A 15881-nucleotide genomic window follows, 5' to 3' on the forward strand; every position below is an offset into this window, starting at 1 on the left:
CGGCAGACGGTCCCCAGGCCATCCGGACGGCGTTCGCCGTGGCCCGCGACGGCGACACCGTCAGCCTGGACCAGGTGCCGGACGGCTACCGCGCGATGAACGACCGCACGCGCTGAAGGTCCTCATCCGGCCATGACCGTGAGGAGAGCGACGGCCGCCTGACCGGTGACGATCAGACTCGTCCCCGAGAGGCGACGGGACCGCCGGCCACACCGTCATGCCGCGCGACGAGCTGGTCGCCGAGCGGGGTGCGGCGGTACAGGACCTGCCGCCCGTCGCGGGCCCGGGCGGCCAGGCCCGTGGCGTGCAGGACGCGCAGGTGCTGGGAGACGGCACTGGGGGTGACGCGAAGGCGGCGGGCGAGCTCGATCGTCGGCAGCGGCTCATCGAGCAGATGGAGCAACCTGGTCCGGGGCGCGCCGAGCAGCGCGGTCAGGGCGGCCGCGTCCGGAGCCGGCGGCGGCGTCCACAGCGTGGCCACGGCGCGGCTGGGATACACCAGGCTCGGCGGTTCCTCGGGGCTGACCGGTGGGGCGGGCTTGTGGGCGAACACCGACGGCATCAGCAGCAGTCCCCGGCCGGACGCCGCGACATGGTGCCGGCCGATCATCTTGGAGATGGACAGCACCCCTTCGTGCCAGCGCAGGTTCGGATGCATGTCGGCGAACAGCAGGCGCGCGCCGCCCACGGCCAGCCGCCGCGCCCGGTAGGTCATGTCGGCTTCCAGCACCAGCCGCATCCGGGGCCAGACCGGTTCGATGGCCAGCTCCCAGTAGCGCCGCAGCAGTTCGCAGGCCGCGTCGCGGAACCTGACGGCGGAGGCGTCGTCCGTGGGGGCCGGCCCGAGGACGAGCGCGGCCCGCAGGTCGCGGCGGACCAGTTCCGGGACCGTCCGCCGGACGAGGGACAGTTCCTCGTCGAACGCCGGAGCGAAGGTCGCCGGCCGGGGGGTCAGGAAGTCCGGAAGGGCGAGCTTCTCCCCGACCAGGGACAGCAGCGGAGCGACATCGGCCGGGTCGAGCTTGCCGAGCGTCGCCCTGCGCCACGGCAGGTGCAGCGCGTGCAGGCCGGGGTCACGGAGGACCCGCAGGCTGAAGACCGTCTCGCACAGGGGCGAGATCGCGAAGCGGGTGTCGGCGAGGTCCTCGACGCCGAGCTCGTAGCTGATCATTTAGCTGTACGCTACATCAATTGGCGGCGCGACGCCGAGGCGCTGGGCTTGCGGCATGACACCTGCGACTCACGGACACCGCACCGCGATCGTGACCGGGGCGGCACGCGGCATCGGCGCCGCGGTGGCCAGGCGGCCGGCACGCGCCGACGAGGCCGCGGTCACCGACGCCGTCACCCGCGTCCCCGCCGAGCCGCCGGCGGTGCCGGTCGACAACGCCGGGATGGGCCCGCGGGCCGGCCTGGGGGAGCCGGCGACGCAGCAGGGGGACACCGTCGCCGGCGGGCCGGTGGACTGAGCATGGCCCTGATCCTGCTGCTGGCCCTCGCCTGCGGAGCGGCGGTCGGCAACGTCTACTTCCCCCAGGTCGTCGGCCCCGCGGTGGCGGCTGACCTGAACGTCGCTCCCGAAGTGGCGGCGCGGGTGGTGACCGCGACGCAGTTCGGTTACGCGGCCGGGATCGTCCTGCTGGTGCCGCTCAGCGACCGGGTCCCGCACCGCCGGTTGATCGTCGGCCTCCTGGTCCTCACCGGCCTGGGGCTCCTGGCCGCGGGCAGCGCGCCCACGCTGGAGGCGCTGCTCGTCGCCGGCGTGTTCGTCGGCGTCACGACCGTGGTCGCGCCGATCATCGGCCCGATGGCGGCCGGGCTGGTGAGCGAGGACCGCCGCGGGTTGATCAGCGGCATGCTGCTCTCCGGGGCGCTCGGCGGCATGCTCCTGTCGCGCGCGTTCGGTGGGGCTCTCGCCCAGTGGCTGGGCTGGCGCGCGCCGTACCTCGTCGCCGCGGCACTCGTCCTGACCATGGCGCTCCTCCTGTACCGCGCGCTGCCCGCGACCGTCCCTCCGTCGACGCAGCGGTATCCGGCGCTGCTGGCCGAGCCGCTCCGCCTGCTGCGTACCGAGCCGGAGCTGCGCCGCTCCTGCCTCTACCAGGCCACGGTCTTCGCCGGCTTCTCGGCCGTCTGGACCGGCGTCACCCTCCTGCTGACCGGCCCGGACTACGGCCTGGGCGCGTCGGCGGCCGGCGTGCTGGCCCTGGTCAACGCGGCGACCATGCTGTGCACGCCGATCGCCGGACGCCAGGTGGACCGCCGCGGGCCGGACACGGTCAACCTCGTCTGCCTGATCGGGGTCATCGCGTCGGCGCCCGTGCTCGCGCTCGGCGCTCTCGGCGGGACGCCGGGCCTGGCGGGACTCGCGGCCGGAACTCTGCTGCTCGACATCGCCATGCAGTCCGGGATGGTGGCCAACCAGGTCCGCGTCTACGGCCTGCGTCCCGAGGCCCGCGGGAGGCTCACCACCGCCTACATGGCCTGCGCGTACGTCGGCGGCGGCGCGGGGTCCTGGCTCGGGGCGGCCGCCTACGGCCAGGCCGGATGGGCGGGGGTGTGCGCGCTCGTGGCGCTGCTCGCCACCGTCTCCCTGGTCCGTCACCTCATGAGGGGGTACGGCCGCCGTGACGGTACACGGCGTACAGGTCGGCTCCGTTCAGGAGAGGCGATCCCTCGGCCGCCGGCGTGACCGAGACGCTGTAGGACTGGACGCGGAACTCGCCGCGGCCCCGGTCCGCGGGGCCGGCGTGGCCGAGGGGGACGGCCCAGCCGGCGAGGAGGCGCAGGGTGCGACGGGGCCGGGCAGCTACAGCCCGGCTGCCCGGCCCCGTCATGGCGCGGACGCTGCCTCCCCCCGAATGCAGCCGCCGCTGGCCATCGGCTCCTACCCCCCACAACCGGAGCTCTGGCCTGCGAAAACGCTATCCGGCTTGGGGTAATGCGTCCGTCATGCACCGGTTGATTTCGCCCCTATTCGCCCCGTCTGGCGGCCCGGCCTACCGCTCCTCGTCGGCCGACCCGGCCTGCCCGCCGCAGAACTCCTCCTGGACGAGCGTGTTCACCAGCTTCTGGAAGTCCTTCGCCGGGCCCCTGGTGGCCTCGTCGACCCAGGTCACCGAGGCGGTCAGGGTCTTCCTGCCGTCGGGCGAGCTGTACATCAGCGCTCCGTAGCCGTGCGGGGGGCTGCCGTTGTGCTGGTAGACGGTGCCGCAGTCCGGGCCCAGGTCCTGCACGAACAGTCCGAAGCCGTAGCCGAGCTCCCCACCCGGATACGGCTTGCGCATCTCGGCCAGCAGCGGGGCGGGCAGGAGCTTGCCGCTGTTCAGCGCGGAGATGAACGTGGCCAGATCCTGGGTGGTCGAGATCAGGTCACCGGCGCCGGCCAGCAGGGAGAGGTTCTGGCGGGAGATGTCGACGGTCTTCTGCCGGCCGGCGTCCTGGAAGCGGTAGTAGCCGTGGGCGTGCGGACCGGGCAGCTCGGTCCGGTTGCCCGGCACCACGGTGGCCGTCAGGCCGAGCGGCCGCAGGATCCGCCGCTTCATCTCCTCGGCGTAGGAGCGGCCGGTGACCTTCTCGATCAGCAGCAGGGCCACCGTGTAGTTGGTGTTGGAGTAGCATCCGCACGGTGATCCGCTTGTCCAGCCCGAGCTGCGGCAGGTAGCCGACGACGGGGGAGTCCAGGCCGATCTTGCCCTCGGCCACCAGTTGCAGCACCAGGGTCGCGGTGAAGGTCTTGGTGACGCTGCCCACCCAGAACCGCCCGTTCGTCGGCGGCTTGGCGGCGGCGCCCAGCTTGCGCACCCCTGCGCTGCCGGCCCACTCGCCCCGCTGATCGCGTTCCTTGTCTTTCGGTGTCGCGCTCAGGCGAACAGCTCGCCGAGCGATTCGGGGTCGAGGGGATGGGGCTCAGGCGGAGGGCGGGCCCTCGTCTACTGAGCCGGTTCGGCCGTCGCGTCAGCCGATCCGGCCTGCCCGCCGCCGAAAACCTCCTGGACGAGCCTCTGCGTCGCCTTCTGGAACGGCTCCCCCATGGACAGGGCGGCGTCGTCGACATAGTTGAGCGAGGCGGTCAGGGTCTTGCGGCCGTCGGGCGTGCTGTACATCAGCCCGGCGTGGCCGGTGATGCCGCCGTTGTGGGTGATGACCTTGCCGCCGCCCGGCACATCCTGGACGAACAGCCCCAGGCCGTAGCCGGCCTTCGATTCCGGCGTGCACATCTCGGCCAGCAGCGGGGCCGGCAGCAGCCTGCCGCCCACCAGCGCGGAGAGGAAGGTGGCCAGGTCGGCGGTGGTCGAGATCATGTCGCCGCCGGTGGAGATCCAGGACGGGTTCTGGCGGGTGACGTCGGCCACCTTCTCCTGGCCGTCCTCCTCGTACCGGTAGTAGGCGTGGGCGTGCGGCTCGGGCACGTCCGTCGAGGTGTCCGGCACCACGGTGCCGGTCAGCCCGAGCGGCCCGAGGATCAGCCGTCGCATCTCCTCGCCCAGCGAGCGGACGGTGACCTTCTCGACCAGCAGCCGGGCCAGCACGTAGTTGGTGTTGGCGTAGCTCCAGTCGGTGCCCGGCTCGAACTTCGCCGGCTTGGACAGCGCCAGCCGGACCAGCTCTTCTGGCCGGTAGGTGCGGAACCGGCCCTCCACCCACTCCCGCCCCTGAAAGACGACCCCCGGCACGAACTCGGGGTAGTAGTCGCCGGTGAAGTTGAACACCCCACTGGTGTGCTGCAGCAGCATCCGCACCGTGATCCGCCGGTCCAGCCCGAACTCGGGCAGGTGATCGGCCACCACGTCGTCCAGCCCGAGCCTGCCCTCGCCGACCAGCTGCAGCACCACGGTCGCGGTGAAGGTCTTGGTGTTGCTGCCGATCCGGAAGTGCCCGTCCGCCGGCGGCTCCTCGGTTCCGCCGAGCTCGCCCACCCCGGCGCTGCCGACCCACTCGCCCCGCTCGTCGCGCACGCGCAGCGTCACCCCGACGAAACCGGAATCGACCATCTCCTGGATGACCTTCTGCAACTCCGGGCGATCCTGCCCGGCGGCCTTCGCCACGGCTTCGCTGTCCGCGCCGCCGGGCGGGGCGGCGTCGAGAGCTTCGGTGATCTTGCGGGCCATCTCCGCCATGGTGGGGCTGGGCTCGCCCTTCTGGGCATGGGCGGTTGCTTCGATGGCGACGATGACGGTGCGGCGGAAGTTGTCGGCCTCTGCCGGAGCATGCTGCCGGAGCAGGCTCATGGACGCCGTCAGGGCCGGCAGCACCTGGTCGGCGAGTTCGGCGGTGGACTTGGCGCTCAGGCCCTTGGGCGCCTTGGCGAGCACGTGCCCGACCAGGCCGGTCGCGGAGGTCAGGGCGATGGAGCCTTCGGTGGCCGTCTTGTGGGGCGAGCCGGCGGCACCAGCGGCGGTCATCAGCGAGACGGCGCCCCACGCGGCGGTCCGCAGGGTGTGCGTGTCCTGGTCGGTGAGGGTGATCGACATGGTGGCGTGCTCCTTCGAATCTGTCACGAAGTTCAAGAACGGACCGGCTGGGGAACGCGGTCCTGTTGGAGTTCGGGGTGTCCGGATGGGATCCACCATCGCCGGCCGCCCTGATACCGGGCCGTCGCCGTCCTGACGCGCCCGCTGACACGGCGGCCCATGCCGGTGACGGTGAACGACCCGACCAGGCCGGCCGGTCCGGAGTCAGCCGTACTGTGCGGCTGTTGCGGGCGAAGCGCTCGACGCCGCTCCACAGGCCCTCTCCCGGTCCCGAGTCACTTTCAAGGCTTGAGATCACTCATCGGCGGGCAGGTCTGACATATCACGACGTGACCATGGATCTAACCTTTTCCGGCTTCGTCCCCGGCGTCTCCGACGACCTGCGCGACGACCTGAAGGAAGCTCTCGCATGAACCTGGAAGACAAGGCGTCCCTGCTCTCCGGCCGCGACTTATGGAGCACCAAGCCGGTCGGCGACGTGCCCTCCGCCGTACTGAGCGACGGTCCGCACGGCGTGCGGCGGCAGGCCGGGGACGCCGACCATGTGGGCATCCACCAGAGCCTGCCCGCCACCTGCTTCCCGCCCGCGGTGGCGGTCGGTTCGAGCTGGGACCCCTCGGTCGCGGGCCGCCTGGCCGCCGCCGTGGCCGCCGAGGCGCGCGCGCTGGACGTCCAGGTGGTCCTGGGGCCGGGGGTGAACATCAAGCGCTCGCCGCTGTGCGGGCGCAACTTCGAGTACTACTCCGAGGACCCGCTGCTGACCGGCGTGCTGGCCGTCGCCCACGTCAAGGCACTGCAGGCCGGCGGCGTCGGCGCGTCGGTCAAGCACTTCGCGGCCAACAACCAGGAGACCCGCCGTATGCGGGTGAGCGCCGAGATCGACGAGCGCACGCTGCGCGAGATCTACCTGCCCGCCTTCGAACGCGTCGTCAAGGAAGCCGGGCCGGCGACGGTCATGGCCGCCTACAACAAGGTCAACGGCGTGTACGCCAGCCAGCACCCTTGGCTGCTCACCCGGGTGCTGCGCGAGGAATGGGGCTTCGCCGGCGTTGTCGTCTCCGACTGGGGCGCGGTCGACGACCGGGTCGCCGCGCTGAAGGCCGGGCTGGACCTGCAGATGCCAGGCAACACCGCCGACGACGCCAAGATCGCGCGAGCCGTACGCTCGGGGGAGCTGGACGAGGCGGTCGTGGACCGGGCCGTCGCGCGGGTGCGCGCCCTGGTGGACACCTGGCGGCCGAGGCCCGGGGAGTTCGACGCCGGCGCCCACCACGCGCTGGCCCGCGAGCTGGCCGCCGAGTGCGCCGTGCTGTTGAAGAACGACGGTGACACGCTGCCCGTCGGGCCGGACGTGCGCACGATCGCGGTGGTCGGTCCCTTCGCCGGCGAGCCGCGGTTCCAGGGCGGCGGCAGTTCCCACATCAACCCCACCCGCGTGGACAGCCCGCTCGAGGAGATCCGGAAGCTCGCGGGAGACCGCGCCGTCACCACCGACCCCGAGGGCGCCGACCTGGCCGTCGTCCTCGCCGGCCTGGCCGACGCCGACGAGTCGGAGGGCTACGACCGGACCACCCTTGACCTGCCCGCCGAGCAGGTGGAGCTGATCCGCGCCACCGCCGCCGCGGCTCGCCGTACCGTCGTGGTGCTCTCCCACGGCGGGGTGGTGTCGCTGGAGGGCTGGCACGACGAGGCCGACGCGATCGTGGAGGGCTGGTTGCTGGGGCAGGCGGGTGGCGGCGCCGTCGCCGACCTGCTGTTCGGCGTGACCAACCCGTCCGGACGGCTCGCCGAGACCATCCCGCTGCGCCTGCAGGACACCCCGTCGTTCCTGAACTTCCCCGGCGAGCAGGACGTCGTCCGGTACGGCGAGGGCGTCATGGTCGGCTACCGCTACTACGAGAGCGTGGAGCGGCCGGTCCGCTACCCCTTCGGCCACGGCCTCTCCTACACGACCTTCGCCGTGAGCGGCCTGACGGTCGAGGTGACCGGTGACGACACGGCGAAGGCGTCGGTGGCCGTCACCAATACCGGTGCCCGCCAGGGCAGGCATGTGGTGCAGGTCTACGTGGCCACGACGGTCGGGCCCGTCCGGCGGCCCGCCCGTGAGCTGCGCGCCTTCGCCAAGGTGTCCCTGGAGCCCGGCGAGTCCACGGTCGTGGAGTTCGAGCTGGACGCGCGCGCCTTCGCCTACTGGGACATCGCCGAAGGCCGCTGGCTGGTCGCGCCCGGCGGCTACACCGTCCAGATCGGTGAGAACGCCGCCACGATCGTCGCCGAGGAGACCGTCGAGCTGGCCGGGGAGGTGATCGCCAAGGAGCTGAGCCTCGACTCCAGCGTCGGCGAGTGGTTCCGCCACCCCGTCGCCGGGCCGGCGCTCATGGGGCGCCTGGCCGCGAACACGACCGGGGAGCAGCGGGAACAGACCGCCGGGCACGGGGACGCGCTCCGCATGGTCGAGTCGCTGCCGATGCGCCAGTTCCGCGGCTTCGTGGCCGCCCTGCTGCCGGACGAGGCGGTCGAGGAGCTGATCGAGCTCAGCCGGCCGGAGCGACGGTGAGCATCTGACGATCTCCTGCCTGGCGGCGAGGCACAGAGCGTCAGCGGGTGCGGGCGGTGGACGCCCGCTCGACCAGGTCCGGCTGGAAGATGACCTGGCGGTGCTCGTGGAAGTCCGGCTGGTTGGCCTCCTCCAGGAGCATGAGCGCGGCCGTGTGGCCGAGCTGCTCGCGCGGCTGCCGGATCGACGACAGCGGAACGGCCGCCGCCGCGGCGAAGTCGATGTCGTCGTAGCCCAGGATCGCCACGTCGTCCGGCACCCGCAGGCCGTGCCGCGTCAGCTCCTGGAGCACGCCCAGCGCGACCAGGTCGTTCGCGCAGAACACCGCCGTCGGGCGGTCGGCGGGTGACGTGCCGGCGATCTGCTCGCCGGCGGTGCGGCCGGTGGCCACGGTGAGGTCCGGCAGCGGGATGACGGTCAGCCGGTCGCCGGGCGACATCGCGCCGGCCAGGCCCTGGTGGCGCTCCTCCACCTGGCGGACGGTGAACGGCCCGCCAGCGAACGCGATGTGGCGGTGCCCCCGCTCCCGCAGGTGCAGGCCGGCCAGCCGGCCGCCGAGGACGTCGTCGGCCGCGACCGCGCAGCCCCGGCCCTGCCGTGAGGAGTTGTCGAACACGACCACCGGGATGCCGCGGGCCACGAGCCGGCCCAGCCGCCGATCCTGTCCCTCGGCGTTCACCGGGGTGATCAGGACGCCGAAGGGCCGTTCCTCCTCGAACATCTCCAGCAGCCGCGCCTCGCGCGCGGCGTCCTTGCTGCTGTTGACCACCATGACGTTGAGGTCGGCGGTCTCCGCCGCGGTCTCGACGCCGCGCAGCACGTCGATGACGAACGGGTTGGACAGGTCGAGCGCCACCACGCCGATGGTCCGGCTGCGCCCGGCGCGCAGGTGACGCGCCGAGCCGTTGCGCACGTAGCCGAGCTGGGCCACCGCCGCCTGCACCCGCAGCCGCGTCTCCTGCGCCACCAGCTCGGGACGGTTGAGTACGTTGCTCACGGTGCCGACGGAGACTCCGGCGAGGCGGGCGACCTCTTTGATGCTCGACATCGTTCCTCGTGTCCGCTGGGCGCTCTGCCGGCCAGCGGGATCATAGCGTACGGGCCTCGGCTTGATCGAAATGATTTCCCCGGGTTAAGGCGATTGCCTTATTAAGGCGGCTGCCTTAGCGTCAAGATCGACCCGACATCGACTTGAGGGGGCGTCATGACCGAGTCCGTGCCCACCTATCCCTTCGACCGGGAGGAGGCCCTGCGCCCGCCGCGCGAGTGGAGCGAGCTGCAGGAGAAGTGCCCCGTGGCGCACGTCCGGCTGCCCAGTGGCGACACCGCCCAGCTCGTCACCCGCTACGACGACGTGCGCGCCCTGCTCACCGACCCGCGCTTCCGGCGCGGCGGCCAGGACGCCGCGCGGATCGCGACCACGCAGGACGGCGGCCTGTTCGCCCGCAACACGATGACCATCACCCAGGGGGAGGGCCACCGCCGGTGGCGGCGGCTGCTCAGCCCCTCCTTCACCATCCGGCGGATGGAGGCGTGGCGGCCCCGCGTGCAGGCCATGGCCGACGAGCTGGTGGACGACATGCTGGCCTCCGGCTCCCCGGCCGACCTCTCGGTCCGGCTGGGCCTGCCGCTGCCGGTGCGGGTCATCTGCGCCCTGGTCGGCGCGCCGGTCGAGGACCAGGACAGGTTCGCGCACTGGTCGCGGGTCATGCTCACCCTCACCCGCCACACGCAGGAGGAGGTGCAGCGGGCGTACGAGGAGTTCGACGCGTACGTCTCCGCCCTGGTGGACGCGCGGCGCGCCGAGCCGGGCGACGACCTGCTCAGCGAGCTGACCCAGATCTCCGACAGCGAGGACGGCCGGCTCAGCCACGAGGAGCTGATCGCCACCGTGCGGGCGCTGCTGCTGGCCGGGCACGAGACCACATCCAACATGATCGCCATCATGGCCGCCATGCTCCTGGCGGAGCCCGGGCGCTACCAGGCGGTCATCGACGACCCCGGCCTCATCCCGGGCACGGTCGAGGAGGTGCTGCGCCTCGACAGCACCCTCAGCGTGGTGGGCTTCCCCCGCGTCGCCGGCGAGGACCTCGACATCGCCGGTGTCCAGGTGGCCGCCGGCAGCACGCTGATCCCGTGCCGTCCCGCCGCCAACCGCGACCCGCGCAAGTTCGAGGACCCCGAGCGGTTCGACCCGCACCGGGACAACGCCAACCAGCACCTCACCTTCGGCGCCGGCCCGCACTACTGCCTCGGCCAGCCGCTGGCCCGTCTGGAGCTGCAGGTGGTGCTCGGCACGCTGACCCGCCGGCTGCCCGGCCTGCGGCTGCGCGACGGCGCCGAGGCCCTGCGCCTGCGCACCGGGCTGCTGTCGGGCGGCCTGGAGAACGTGTGGGTCACCTGGTGACCGGGCAGCGAGCGGTGTGACCAGCGGGTCATGAACGTCGTCGCCGGCCGGAGCGGGGCGCACCCGCCCGCTCCGGTGAGCGCGCCCTCGCCGCGCTCGGCCGCCGCGAGGAGCCGCATCATGCGCGCAGCCGAGCGGCTCTACGCCACCCGCGGCCTCGCCGGCGTGTCCATCCGGCAGATCGGCGAGGCCGCCGGGCAGCGCAACAACTCCGCCGTGCAGTACCACTTCACCGGGCGCGACGCCCTCATCAAGGCCGTCCTCGCCGAGCACGCCGAGGCCATCGAACGGCACCGGCTGGCCATGATGACCGCGCTCGGCGACCCCGCGCGGATGTCGCCGCGCGACCGGCTCCGCTGCGCCGTCCTGCCCCGCGTCGAGCACCAGGTCGAGCTCGGCACCCCGTCCTGGTACGCGCGCTTCCTCGCCCAGATCGCCGTCGAGCCCGCGCTGCGGGAGCACGCCGTGCGCACGCACCTGGAGACCCCGTCCCTGCGCCGCCTGTACGACGCCATGCACGCGGAGCGGGCCGCGCGGCTCGGACGCGGCGGCCGGGGGGCGCGGGACGACCCGGGCGGGACCGCTCGCCGGGAGGCCATGACGCGTCAGCTCGTCGTGCACATGTGCGCCGAACTGGAGACGGACCTGGCGGCGGGGCAGGCCGCGGGCCGCGTCCGGGCGGGCGACGCCGCCGCGGCCTGGCGCCGTCTGGGGGAGGATCTCGTCACGGGCCTGGTCGGCCTCGTCGCCGCCCTGGACGCGGACGACCCTGGGTGAGGCCGGGCCGGGGGCGGATCCGGCCGCACCGGAACCGGGGGCGGCCCGGCCCGGGCCCGGGCCGGGGTCCGGGGGCGGATCCGGGAGGGCGGCCCCCGCCCCCTAGCGTGGACGTCCTGGGCACGCGACCGAGGACGCTCTGGAGGGGTGCGCGTGAGCGAGACCGTCTTGGTGACCGGCGCGACCGGCAGGCTGGGCAGGGCCGTGGTGCCGAAGCTGGCCGAGGCCGGGTACGAGGTGCGGGGCATGAGTCGCGCCGCCCGCTCCGGTGGCGGCGCGACGTGGGTGGTGGCGGACCTGACCACCGGGCAGGGGCTGGCCGAGGCGCTGGAGGGCGTCGGCGCGGTGGTGCACCTGGCGTCGGCGCCGTACAAGGGGAGGTACACCGAGCGGGTCGAGGTGGAGGGCACGCGGCGGCTCTGCGCGGCGGCCCGGGAGGCGGGCGTGGGTCACCTGCTCTACACCTCGATCATCGGGGCGGACCGGGTGCCCTGGGGCTACTTCGGCACGAAGGTGCGCACCGAGGAGGTCGTGCGGGCGGGCGGGGTGCCGTGGTCGATCGTGCGGGCCGCGCAGTTCCACGGGTTCGTGGACCAGGCGCTCGGCCTGGTGGCCCGGGCGGGGCTGCTGATCGTCGACCCGGGCGTCATGGCGCAGCCGGTCGACGTCCGGGACGTGGCGGAGCGGCTCGTCCGGCGGGTGCGGGAGGGGCCGGGCGGACGGACGGAGGACTTCGGCGGGCCCGAGATCCTGTCCATGGAGGAGGCGGCCCGGCAGTGGCTGGCCGCGCGCCGCGTGCGGCGGCCCGTGGTGCGGGTCCGGCTGCCCGGCAGGCTGGGCGCCGCCTTCCGCGGCGGCCACCTCACGACCCGCGCGACCCCTGCCGGCGTCATCACCTGGGAGCGGTACCTCCAGGAACACCCCTGAGGCCGAGGCCCCGGCCCCGCCCCAGCGACCGGCGTGAGGGGGCGGACGTAGGGGAGGGGCGGACGTAGAGGCGGGAAGCGGGATGAGCGGGCGACGTGGAGGTGGCGCGCGGGAACGCACGAGCGGCGGACGTAGACGAGGGGCGCGCGGGAACGCGGTGAGCGGGCGGACGCGGAGGCGAAGTGGCGGGGCCTCCGGCGGTCGTGACGGCTGCGGGACGACCGCCGGAGGCCGGCCGCCCGCGGCTCGCCGTGGGAGGCGGGAAGGCGCCCGCCCATGACGGACGGGCGCTCCCCCCGGGCGGGCCGGCGGGCGGGGTCACCTCTGCGGCAGGACGTTCTCCCGGTAGCGGCCCGTGACGTTGCCCGGAGCCTTGTACGCGCAGACGACGTAGGTCTCGTACGCGCTGGAGCCCTGCCCGGCGGCCCGGGCGCAGCCGACCTTGGTCGTGCCCTTCCAGACGACCTGGGTGAAGGAGCCCGAGCGCGTGGAGAACCCGGGGTGGGCGAAGTCGTAGGAGCGGATGCCGTTGTACCAGCTCTTGACGGCGTCCGCGCAGGACGCCGTCCGTTCCGGCGTGAAGGACCGATACCAGTGGACGTTCTGGCCGTACTGCAGCGCGGACCGGGTGCGCGTGCCCTCGAGGCCCTCCTGACGCGTTATCTGGTCGGCGCGCTGTCTGGCGTAGGTGACGAGTGCCTGGTCGGTCGTGAGGTTCGGGGCCCCGTGGCGCGCACGGTAGGTGTTGTGGGCGGTGACGCATTCGCTCTGGAAGGCCGTGTCCGTGCGGGACGGCAGGGGCGGGCGGGCCGAGGCCGCCTCGGCCGGTCCCGCCAGGGCCACGAGCGAGGCCAGTGCGCTCACGGCCGTCGCCGCCTTGATCGTCCGCGCGGTGGGTCGGGGCATCTCCACTCCAATCGGTCCATCGCCCCGGTCGGGCATCGTGCCTGATCAGAGGCGAGGCGAAGGACAGATAGAAGATCGCATCCCGATAACGGCCCGCGCGATGTCGGCGAGAGATACGGGATGGCCTGCGGTTTTGCGGCGTGTCCCCTGTAACGGTCACGGCGTCGTCCGCGGAGCTCGGGCACAAGCCGCATAACGGAAGTTGGCGTGGCCTTTTCCGTAGGTGAAGGCCGCATCGTCCGATTTCGCGTACGGCGGAGCCCGCACAGATGCGTATATTGCGGCGAAATGCCCGCCCCCGAGGAAGAATGGCACGAGGCCGGAAGGCGTGGCAGGATGGATCGGTCGGGCCGCCGCGATTGCTAATTTGGAGCATTATGTCGACTGCTCGGGACAGGAGCGACGTGCCCGGAACCTCGGACACCGGAATTCCGGGCAGAAACCTCCGCCATTCCGGGCCGACCGCGCTGCGCATCCTGGTGGGCGCGCACCTGCGCCGGCTGCGGGAGGCGCGGAACATCTCCCGCGAGGAGGCCGGGTACCTCATCCGCGGCTCGCACTCGAAGATCAGCCGTCTGGAGCTCGGCCGGACCGGGTTCAAGCTGCGCGACGTGGCCGACCTGCTCACCCTGTACGGCGCGGACGAGGCCGAGCGCGCGACGCTCCTGGCGATGGCCGAGCAGGCCAACGCTCCCGCCTGGTGGCAGGACTACCGCGACGTGGTGCCCGACTGGTTCGAGGACTACCTGGGTCTGGAGCGCGACGCGTCGCTGATCCGCACGTACGAGATCCAGTACGTGCCCGGCCTGTTGCAGACCGAGGACTACGCCCGGGCGGTGATCCGTCAGGGGCGCGAGCAGGACCCCGTCGAGGAGGTCGAGCGCCGGGTCCTGGTGCGCATGCGCCGCCAGCAGATCCTCATGTCGGCCGCCCCGCCGAAGCTGTGGGCGGTGATCGACGAGGGCGCCCTGCGCCGCCAGGTGGCCGCCCCCGAGACGATGCGCGCCCAGCTCGAGCACCTCGCGATGCTGGCCGAGCTGCCGCACGTCACGATCCAGGTGCTCACGTTCGGCTCCGGCGGCCACGTCGGCGGCGTCGGCCCCGTCACCGTCCTGCGCTTCGCGCCCGCCGAGCTGGATGACGTCGTCTACCTGGAGCAGATCGCCGGGGCGCAGTACCTCACCAGGAGACAGGACGCCCTGCCGTACCAGCATCTGCTGGACAGTCTCGCGCTGCACGCGCGGCCCTCGGCGGCGACCCCCGCCATCCTGCGGATGCTCGCCGCCGCCACCGTCTGACCGGGTGAGGGGGACGCCGGCTACCGCTTGCGGCCCACGCCGCAGAAGGCGTCCACCTCGTCCGGCACGCCGAACACGCCCGCCTCGACCCGCCACCGCGACACCGACACGACGCCCGGCTCCACCAGCTCCAGCCCGTCGAAGAACCGGCCGATCTCGCCGGGGGTGCGCAGCCGGTACGAGTAGACCTTGCCCTCGTCGCGCATGCGCTCGGCCTCGGCGGCGGCGTCGGGGTTGACCGTGTTGGTGCCGTCCTCGAACACCAGGTAGCTGCCCGGGGCCAGCGCGTCCATCAGGCGCCTGACCAGCCGGTACGCGTGGTCGTCGTCGAAGATCGTGCCCATCACGCCGAGGAGCATGAGCGCGGTCGGGCGGGTGAAGTCCAGCGTCTTGGCCGCGAAGTCCAGGATCGCGTCCGGGTCGCGCACGTCGGCCTCGATGTAGTCGCAGGCGCCGAGGGGATGGCTGGTGAGCAGCGCCTGGGCGTGGACGAGCACCAGGGGGTCGTTGTCGACGTACACGATGCGCGAGGCCGGGTCCACCCGCTGCGCGACCTCGTGGGTGTTGTCCACGGTCGGCAACCCCGTACCGATGTCCAGAAATTGCCGGATTCCTGCCTCTTCGGCGACGTATCGCACCGCACGGCCTAAGAACGCGCGGGCGTGACGGGCGATGTCCTCCATGCCCGGGTAGACGTCGCGGAGTTGGGCGGCGAGTTCGCGGTCGACCGGGTAGTTGTCCTTGCCGCCCAGCCAGTAATTCCACACCCGGGCCTGGTGCGGCCTGGTGATGTCGATTCTGGGGAGAGGCGCCTCGTCGGCCACGAAATTCTCCTCATGTGTCTGCATCTGTAGGCATACAAACCTAATGCTGTGCCTTTTACCGCGCCACCGGTGATCGACGGCGAGATCATAGAGCGATCAGCGGTGGTGGCGCGTGGCGATCAGGTATACGAGCGACGCCACGGCCAGCGCTGCGTGGACGGCGAGCGCGACGGCGGGGCCCGCGGGGAGCAGGACGCCGCCGAGCGCGGTGCCCAGGGCGATGCCGGCGTACATGGCGGAGGCGTTGAGCCCGACGACCACGGCGGTCTCCCGCGGCGCCGCCGCGATCAGCCTCACCTGCTGCGCCGGGGTCTGCGACCAGGTGCTCGCGCCCCACGCCGCCAGCAGCAACGCGGTCAGCGGCAGCCACGTCACGCCGGCGTGAGCGGCCCAGGCCAGCGCGGCCAGCGAGCCCGCGATCCCCGCGTACCCGGCGACCAGGACCGGGATCGGGCCGCGCCGATCCACCGCCGTCCCGGCCAGGGCGTTCCCGGCCACCGCCCCGGCGCCGTACAGGAACAGCAGCCAGGTCTCCGCGGACGGGCCGGCGCCGAGGGCGCGCAGGAGCGGGACGGTGTACGCGTACAAGCCGTAGCTTCCGGCCAGGCCGAGCACGGTCAGCGGCAGCACGGCGACCACGCCGGGGCGGCGCAGGGCGGCAGAAGCACCTTGTTGATCAGGGCGGTCACCAGCGGCGAGCTGTAAACCGGG

14 protein-coding genes and 1 pseudogene are annotated in these 15881 nt (G+C 72.9%); 7 read left to right on the forward strand and 8 right to left on the reverse strand.

The genetic code is table 11. The features are described 5' to 3' along the window. Positions 1–172: 172 nt before the first annotated feature. Positions 173–1171 carry an ArsR family transcriptional regulator gene (locus AB0H81_RS22205; protein WP_358377524.1) on the reverse strand — a complete coding sequence of 333 codons (999 nt, stop codon included), beginning with the start codon at positions 1169–1171 and terminating at the stop codon, positions 173–175. A gap of 55 nt (positions 1172–1226) precedes the next feature. Here AB0H81_RS22205 and AB0H81_RS22210 point away from each other — a divergent pair, with 55 nt between their 5' ends. Next, positions 1227–1469, forward strand: coding sequence for a hypothetical protein (locus AB0H81_RS22210; protein WP_358377527.1), 243 nt, complete (start codon positions 1227–1229; stop codon positions 1467–1469). 2 nt (positions 1470–1471) lie between these two features. After that, entirely contained in the window at positions 1472–2692 is a 1221-nt protein-coding gene (locus tag AB0H81_RS22215) for an MFS transporter (RefSeq protein WP_358377530.1), read from the forward strand. Between the two features lie 307 nt (positions 2693–2999). Here the strand turns inward: AB0H81_RS22215 and AB0H81_RS22220 are convergent, their stop codons facing one another. From AB0H81_RS22220 to AB0H81_RS22230, 3 genes and pseudogenes are all read right to left on the reverse strand, one after another. Continuing rightward, positions 3000–3596 carry a serine hydrolase domain-containing protein gene (locus tag AB0H81_RS22220; protein ID WP_358377533.1) on the reverse strand — a complete coding sequence of 199 codons (597 nt, stop codon included), beginning with the start codon at positions 3594–3596 and terminating at the stop codon, positions 3000–3002. 52 nt (positions 3597–3648) lie between these two features. Next, positions 3649–3804 (reverse strand): annotated as a pseudogene (locus tag AB0H81_RS22225) (serine hydrolase domain-containing protein); the annotation flags it as partial. A gap of 128 nt (positions 3805–3932) precedes the next feature. After that, positions 3933–5474 carry a serine hydrolase gene (locus AB0H81_RS22230; RefSeq protein ID WP_358377536.1) on the reverse strand — a complete coding sequence of 514 codons (1542 nt, stop codon included), beginning with the start codon at positions 5472–5474 and terminating at the stop codon, positions 3933–3935. A 409-nt stretch (positions 5475–5883) separates the two neighbouring features. On the opposite strand from AB0H81_RS22230, the gene AB0H81_RS22235 reads away from it, so the two are divergent. Beyond that, positions 5884–8031 (forward strand): glycoside hydrolase family 3 C-terminal domain-containing protein, encoded by a 2148-nt coding sequence (locus AB0H81_RS22235; protein WP_358377538.1) that lies wholly within the window; start codon positions 5884–5886, stop codon positions 8029–8031. 40 nt (positions 8032–8071) lie between these two features. Here the strand turns inward: AB0H81_RS22235 and AB0H81_RS22240 are convergent, their stop codons facing one another. Further along, positions 8072–9079: a LacI family DNA-binding transcriptional regulator gene (locus AB0H81_RS22240; protein ID WP_358377540.1), complete on the reverse strand. Its 1008-nt coding sequence runs from the start codon at positions 9077–9079 to the stop codon at positions 8072–8074. Between the two features lie 156 nt (positions 9080–9235). Between AB0H81_RS22240 and AB0H81_RS22245 the strand changes: the two genes are divergently transcribed. From AB0H81_RS22245 to AB0H81_RS22255, 3 genes are all read left to right on the forward strand, one after another. Next, positions 9236–10438, forward strand: a complete 1203-nt coding sequence (locus AB0H81_RS22245) for a cytochrome P450 (RefSeq protein ID WP_358377543.1) — start codon at positions 9236–9238, stop codon at positions 10436–10438. Positions 10439–10558: 120 nt separating this feature from the next. Next, on the forward strand, positions 10559–11215 hold the full coding sequence (locus AB0H81_RS22250) for a TetR family transcriptional regulator (protein WP_358377546.1): 657 nt from the start codon (positions 10559–10561) through the stop codon (positions 11213–11215). 153 nt (positions 11216–11368) lie between these two features. Next, positions 11369–12142, forward strand: a complete 774-nt coding sequence (locus AB0H81_RS22255; protein ID WP_358377549.1) for an NAD(P)H-binding protein — start codon at positions 11369–11371, stop codon at positions 12140–12142. Between the two features lie 318 nt (positions 12143–12460). Here AB0H81_RS22255 and AB0H81_RS22260 read toward each other — a convergent pair whose 3' ends face one another. After that, positions 12461–13048, reverse strand: a complete 588-nt coding sequence (locus AB0H81_RS22260; protein WP_358377552.1) for a CAP family protein — start codon at positions 13046–13048, stop codon at positions 12461–12463. A gap of 404 nt (positions 13049–13452) precedes the next feature. Between AB0H81_RS22260 and AB0H81_RS22265 the strand changes: the two genes are divergently transcribed. Next, entirely contained in the window at positions 13453–14346 is an 894-nt protein-coding gene (locus tag AB0H81_RS22265) for a helix-turn-helix transcriptional regulator (protein WP_358377554.1), read from the forward strand. Between the two features lie 20 nt (positions 14347–14366). Here AB0H81_RS22265 and AB0H81_RS22270 read toward each other — a convergent pair whose 3' ends face one another. Together AB0H81_RS22270 and AB0H81_RS22275 are read right to left on the reverse strand one after the other, a co-directional pair. Then, entirely contained in the window at positions 14367–15170 is an 804-nt protein-coding gene (locus AB0H81_RS22270) for an SAM-dependent methyltransferase (RefSeq protein ID WP_358377557.1), read from the reverse strand. A 96-nt stretch (positions 15171–15266) separates the two neighbouring features. Next, the coding region (locus AB0H81_RS22275) for an MFS transporter (protein ID WP_358377560.1) at positions 15267–15881 on the reverse strand (615 nt) is incomplete at its 5' end.

The organism is Nonomuraea sp. NPDC050691, from assembly GCF_040654455.1.
In the GTDB taxonomy this organism is placed as follows: domain Bacteria; phylum Actinomycetota; class Actinomycetes; order Streptosporangiales; family Streptosporangiaceae; genus Nonomuraea.

Coding starts and splice junctions, on each gene's coding strand:
- AB0H81_RS22205 (WP_358377524.1), bottom strand. CDS start 1,171: ATGATCAGCTACGAGCTCGGCGTCGAGGACCTCGCCGACACCCGCTTC.
- AB0H81_RS22210 (WP_358377527.1), top strand. CDS start 1,227: ATGACACCTGCGACTCACGGACACCGCACCGCGATCGTGACCGGGGCG.
- AB0H81_RS22215 (WP_358377530.1), top strand. CDS start 1,472: ATGGCCCTGATCCTGCTGCTGGCCCTCGCCTGCGGAGCGGCGGTCGGC.
- AB0H81_RS22230 (WP_358377536.1), bottom strand. CDS start 5,474: ATGTCGATCACCCTCACCGACCAGGACACGCACACCCTGCGGACCGCC.
- AB0H81_RS22235 (WP_358377538.1), top strand. CDS start 5,884: ATGAACCTGGAAGACAAGGCGTCCCTGCTCTCCGGCCGCGACTTATGG.
- AB0H81_RS22240 (WP_358377540.1), bottom strand. CDS start 9,079: ATGTCGAGCATCAAAGAGGTCGCCCGCCTCGCCGGAGTCTCCGTCGGC.
- AB0H81_RS22245 (WP_358377543.1), top strand. CDS start 9,236: ATGACCGAGTCCGTGCCCACCTATCCCTTCGACCGGGAGGAGGCCCTG.
- AB0H81_RS22250 (WP_358377546.1), top strand. CDS start 10,559: ATGCGCGCAGCCGAGCGGCTCTACGCCACCCGCGGCCTCGCCGGCGTG.
- AB0H81_RS22260 (WP_358377552.1), bottom strand. CDS start 13,048: ATGCCCCGACCCACCGCGCGGACGATCAAGGCGGCGACGGCCGTGAGC.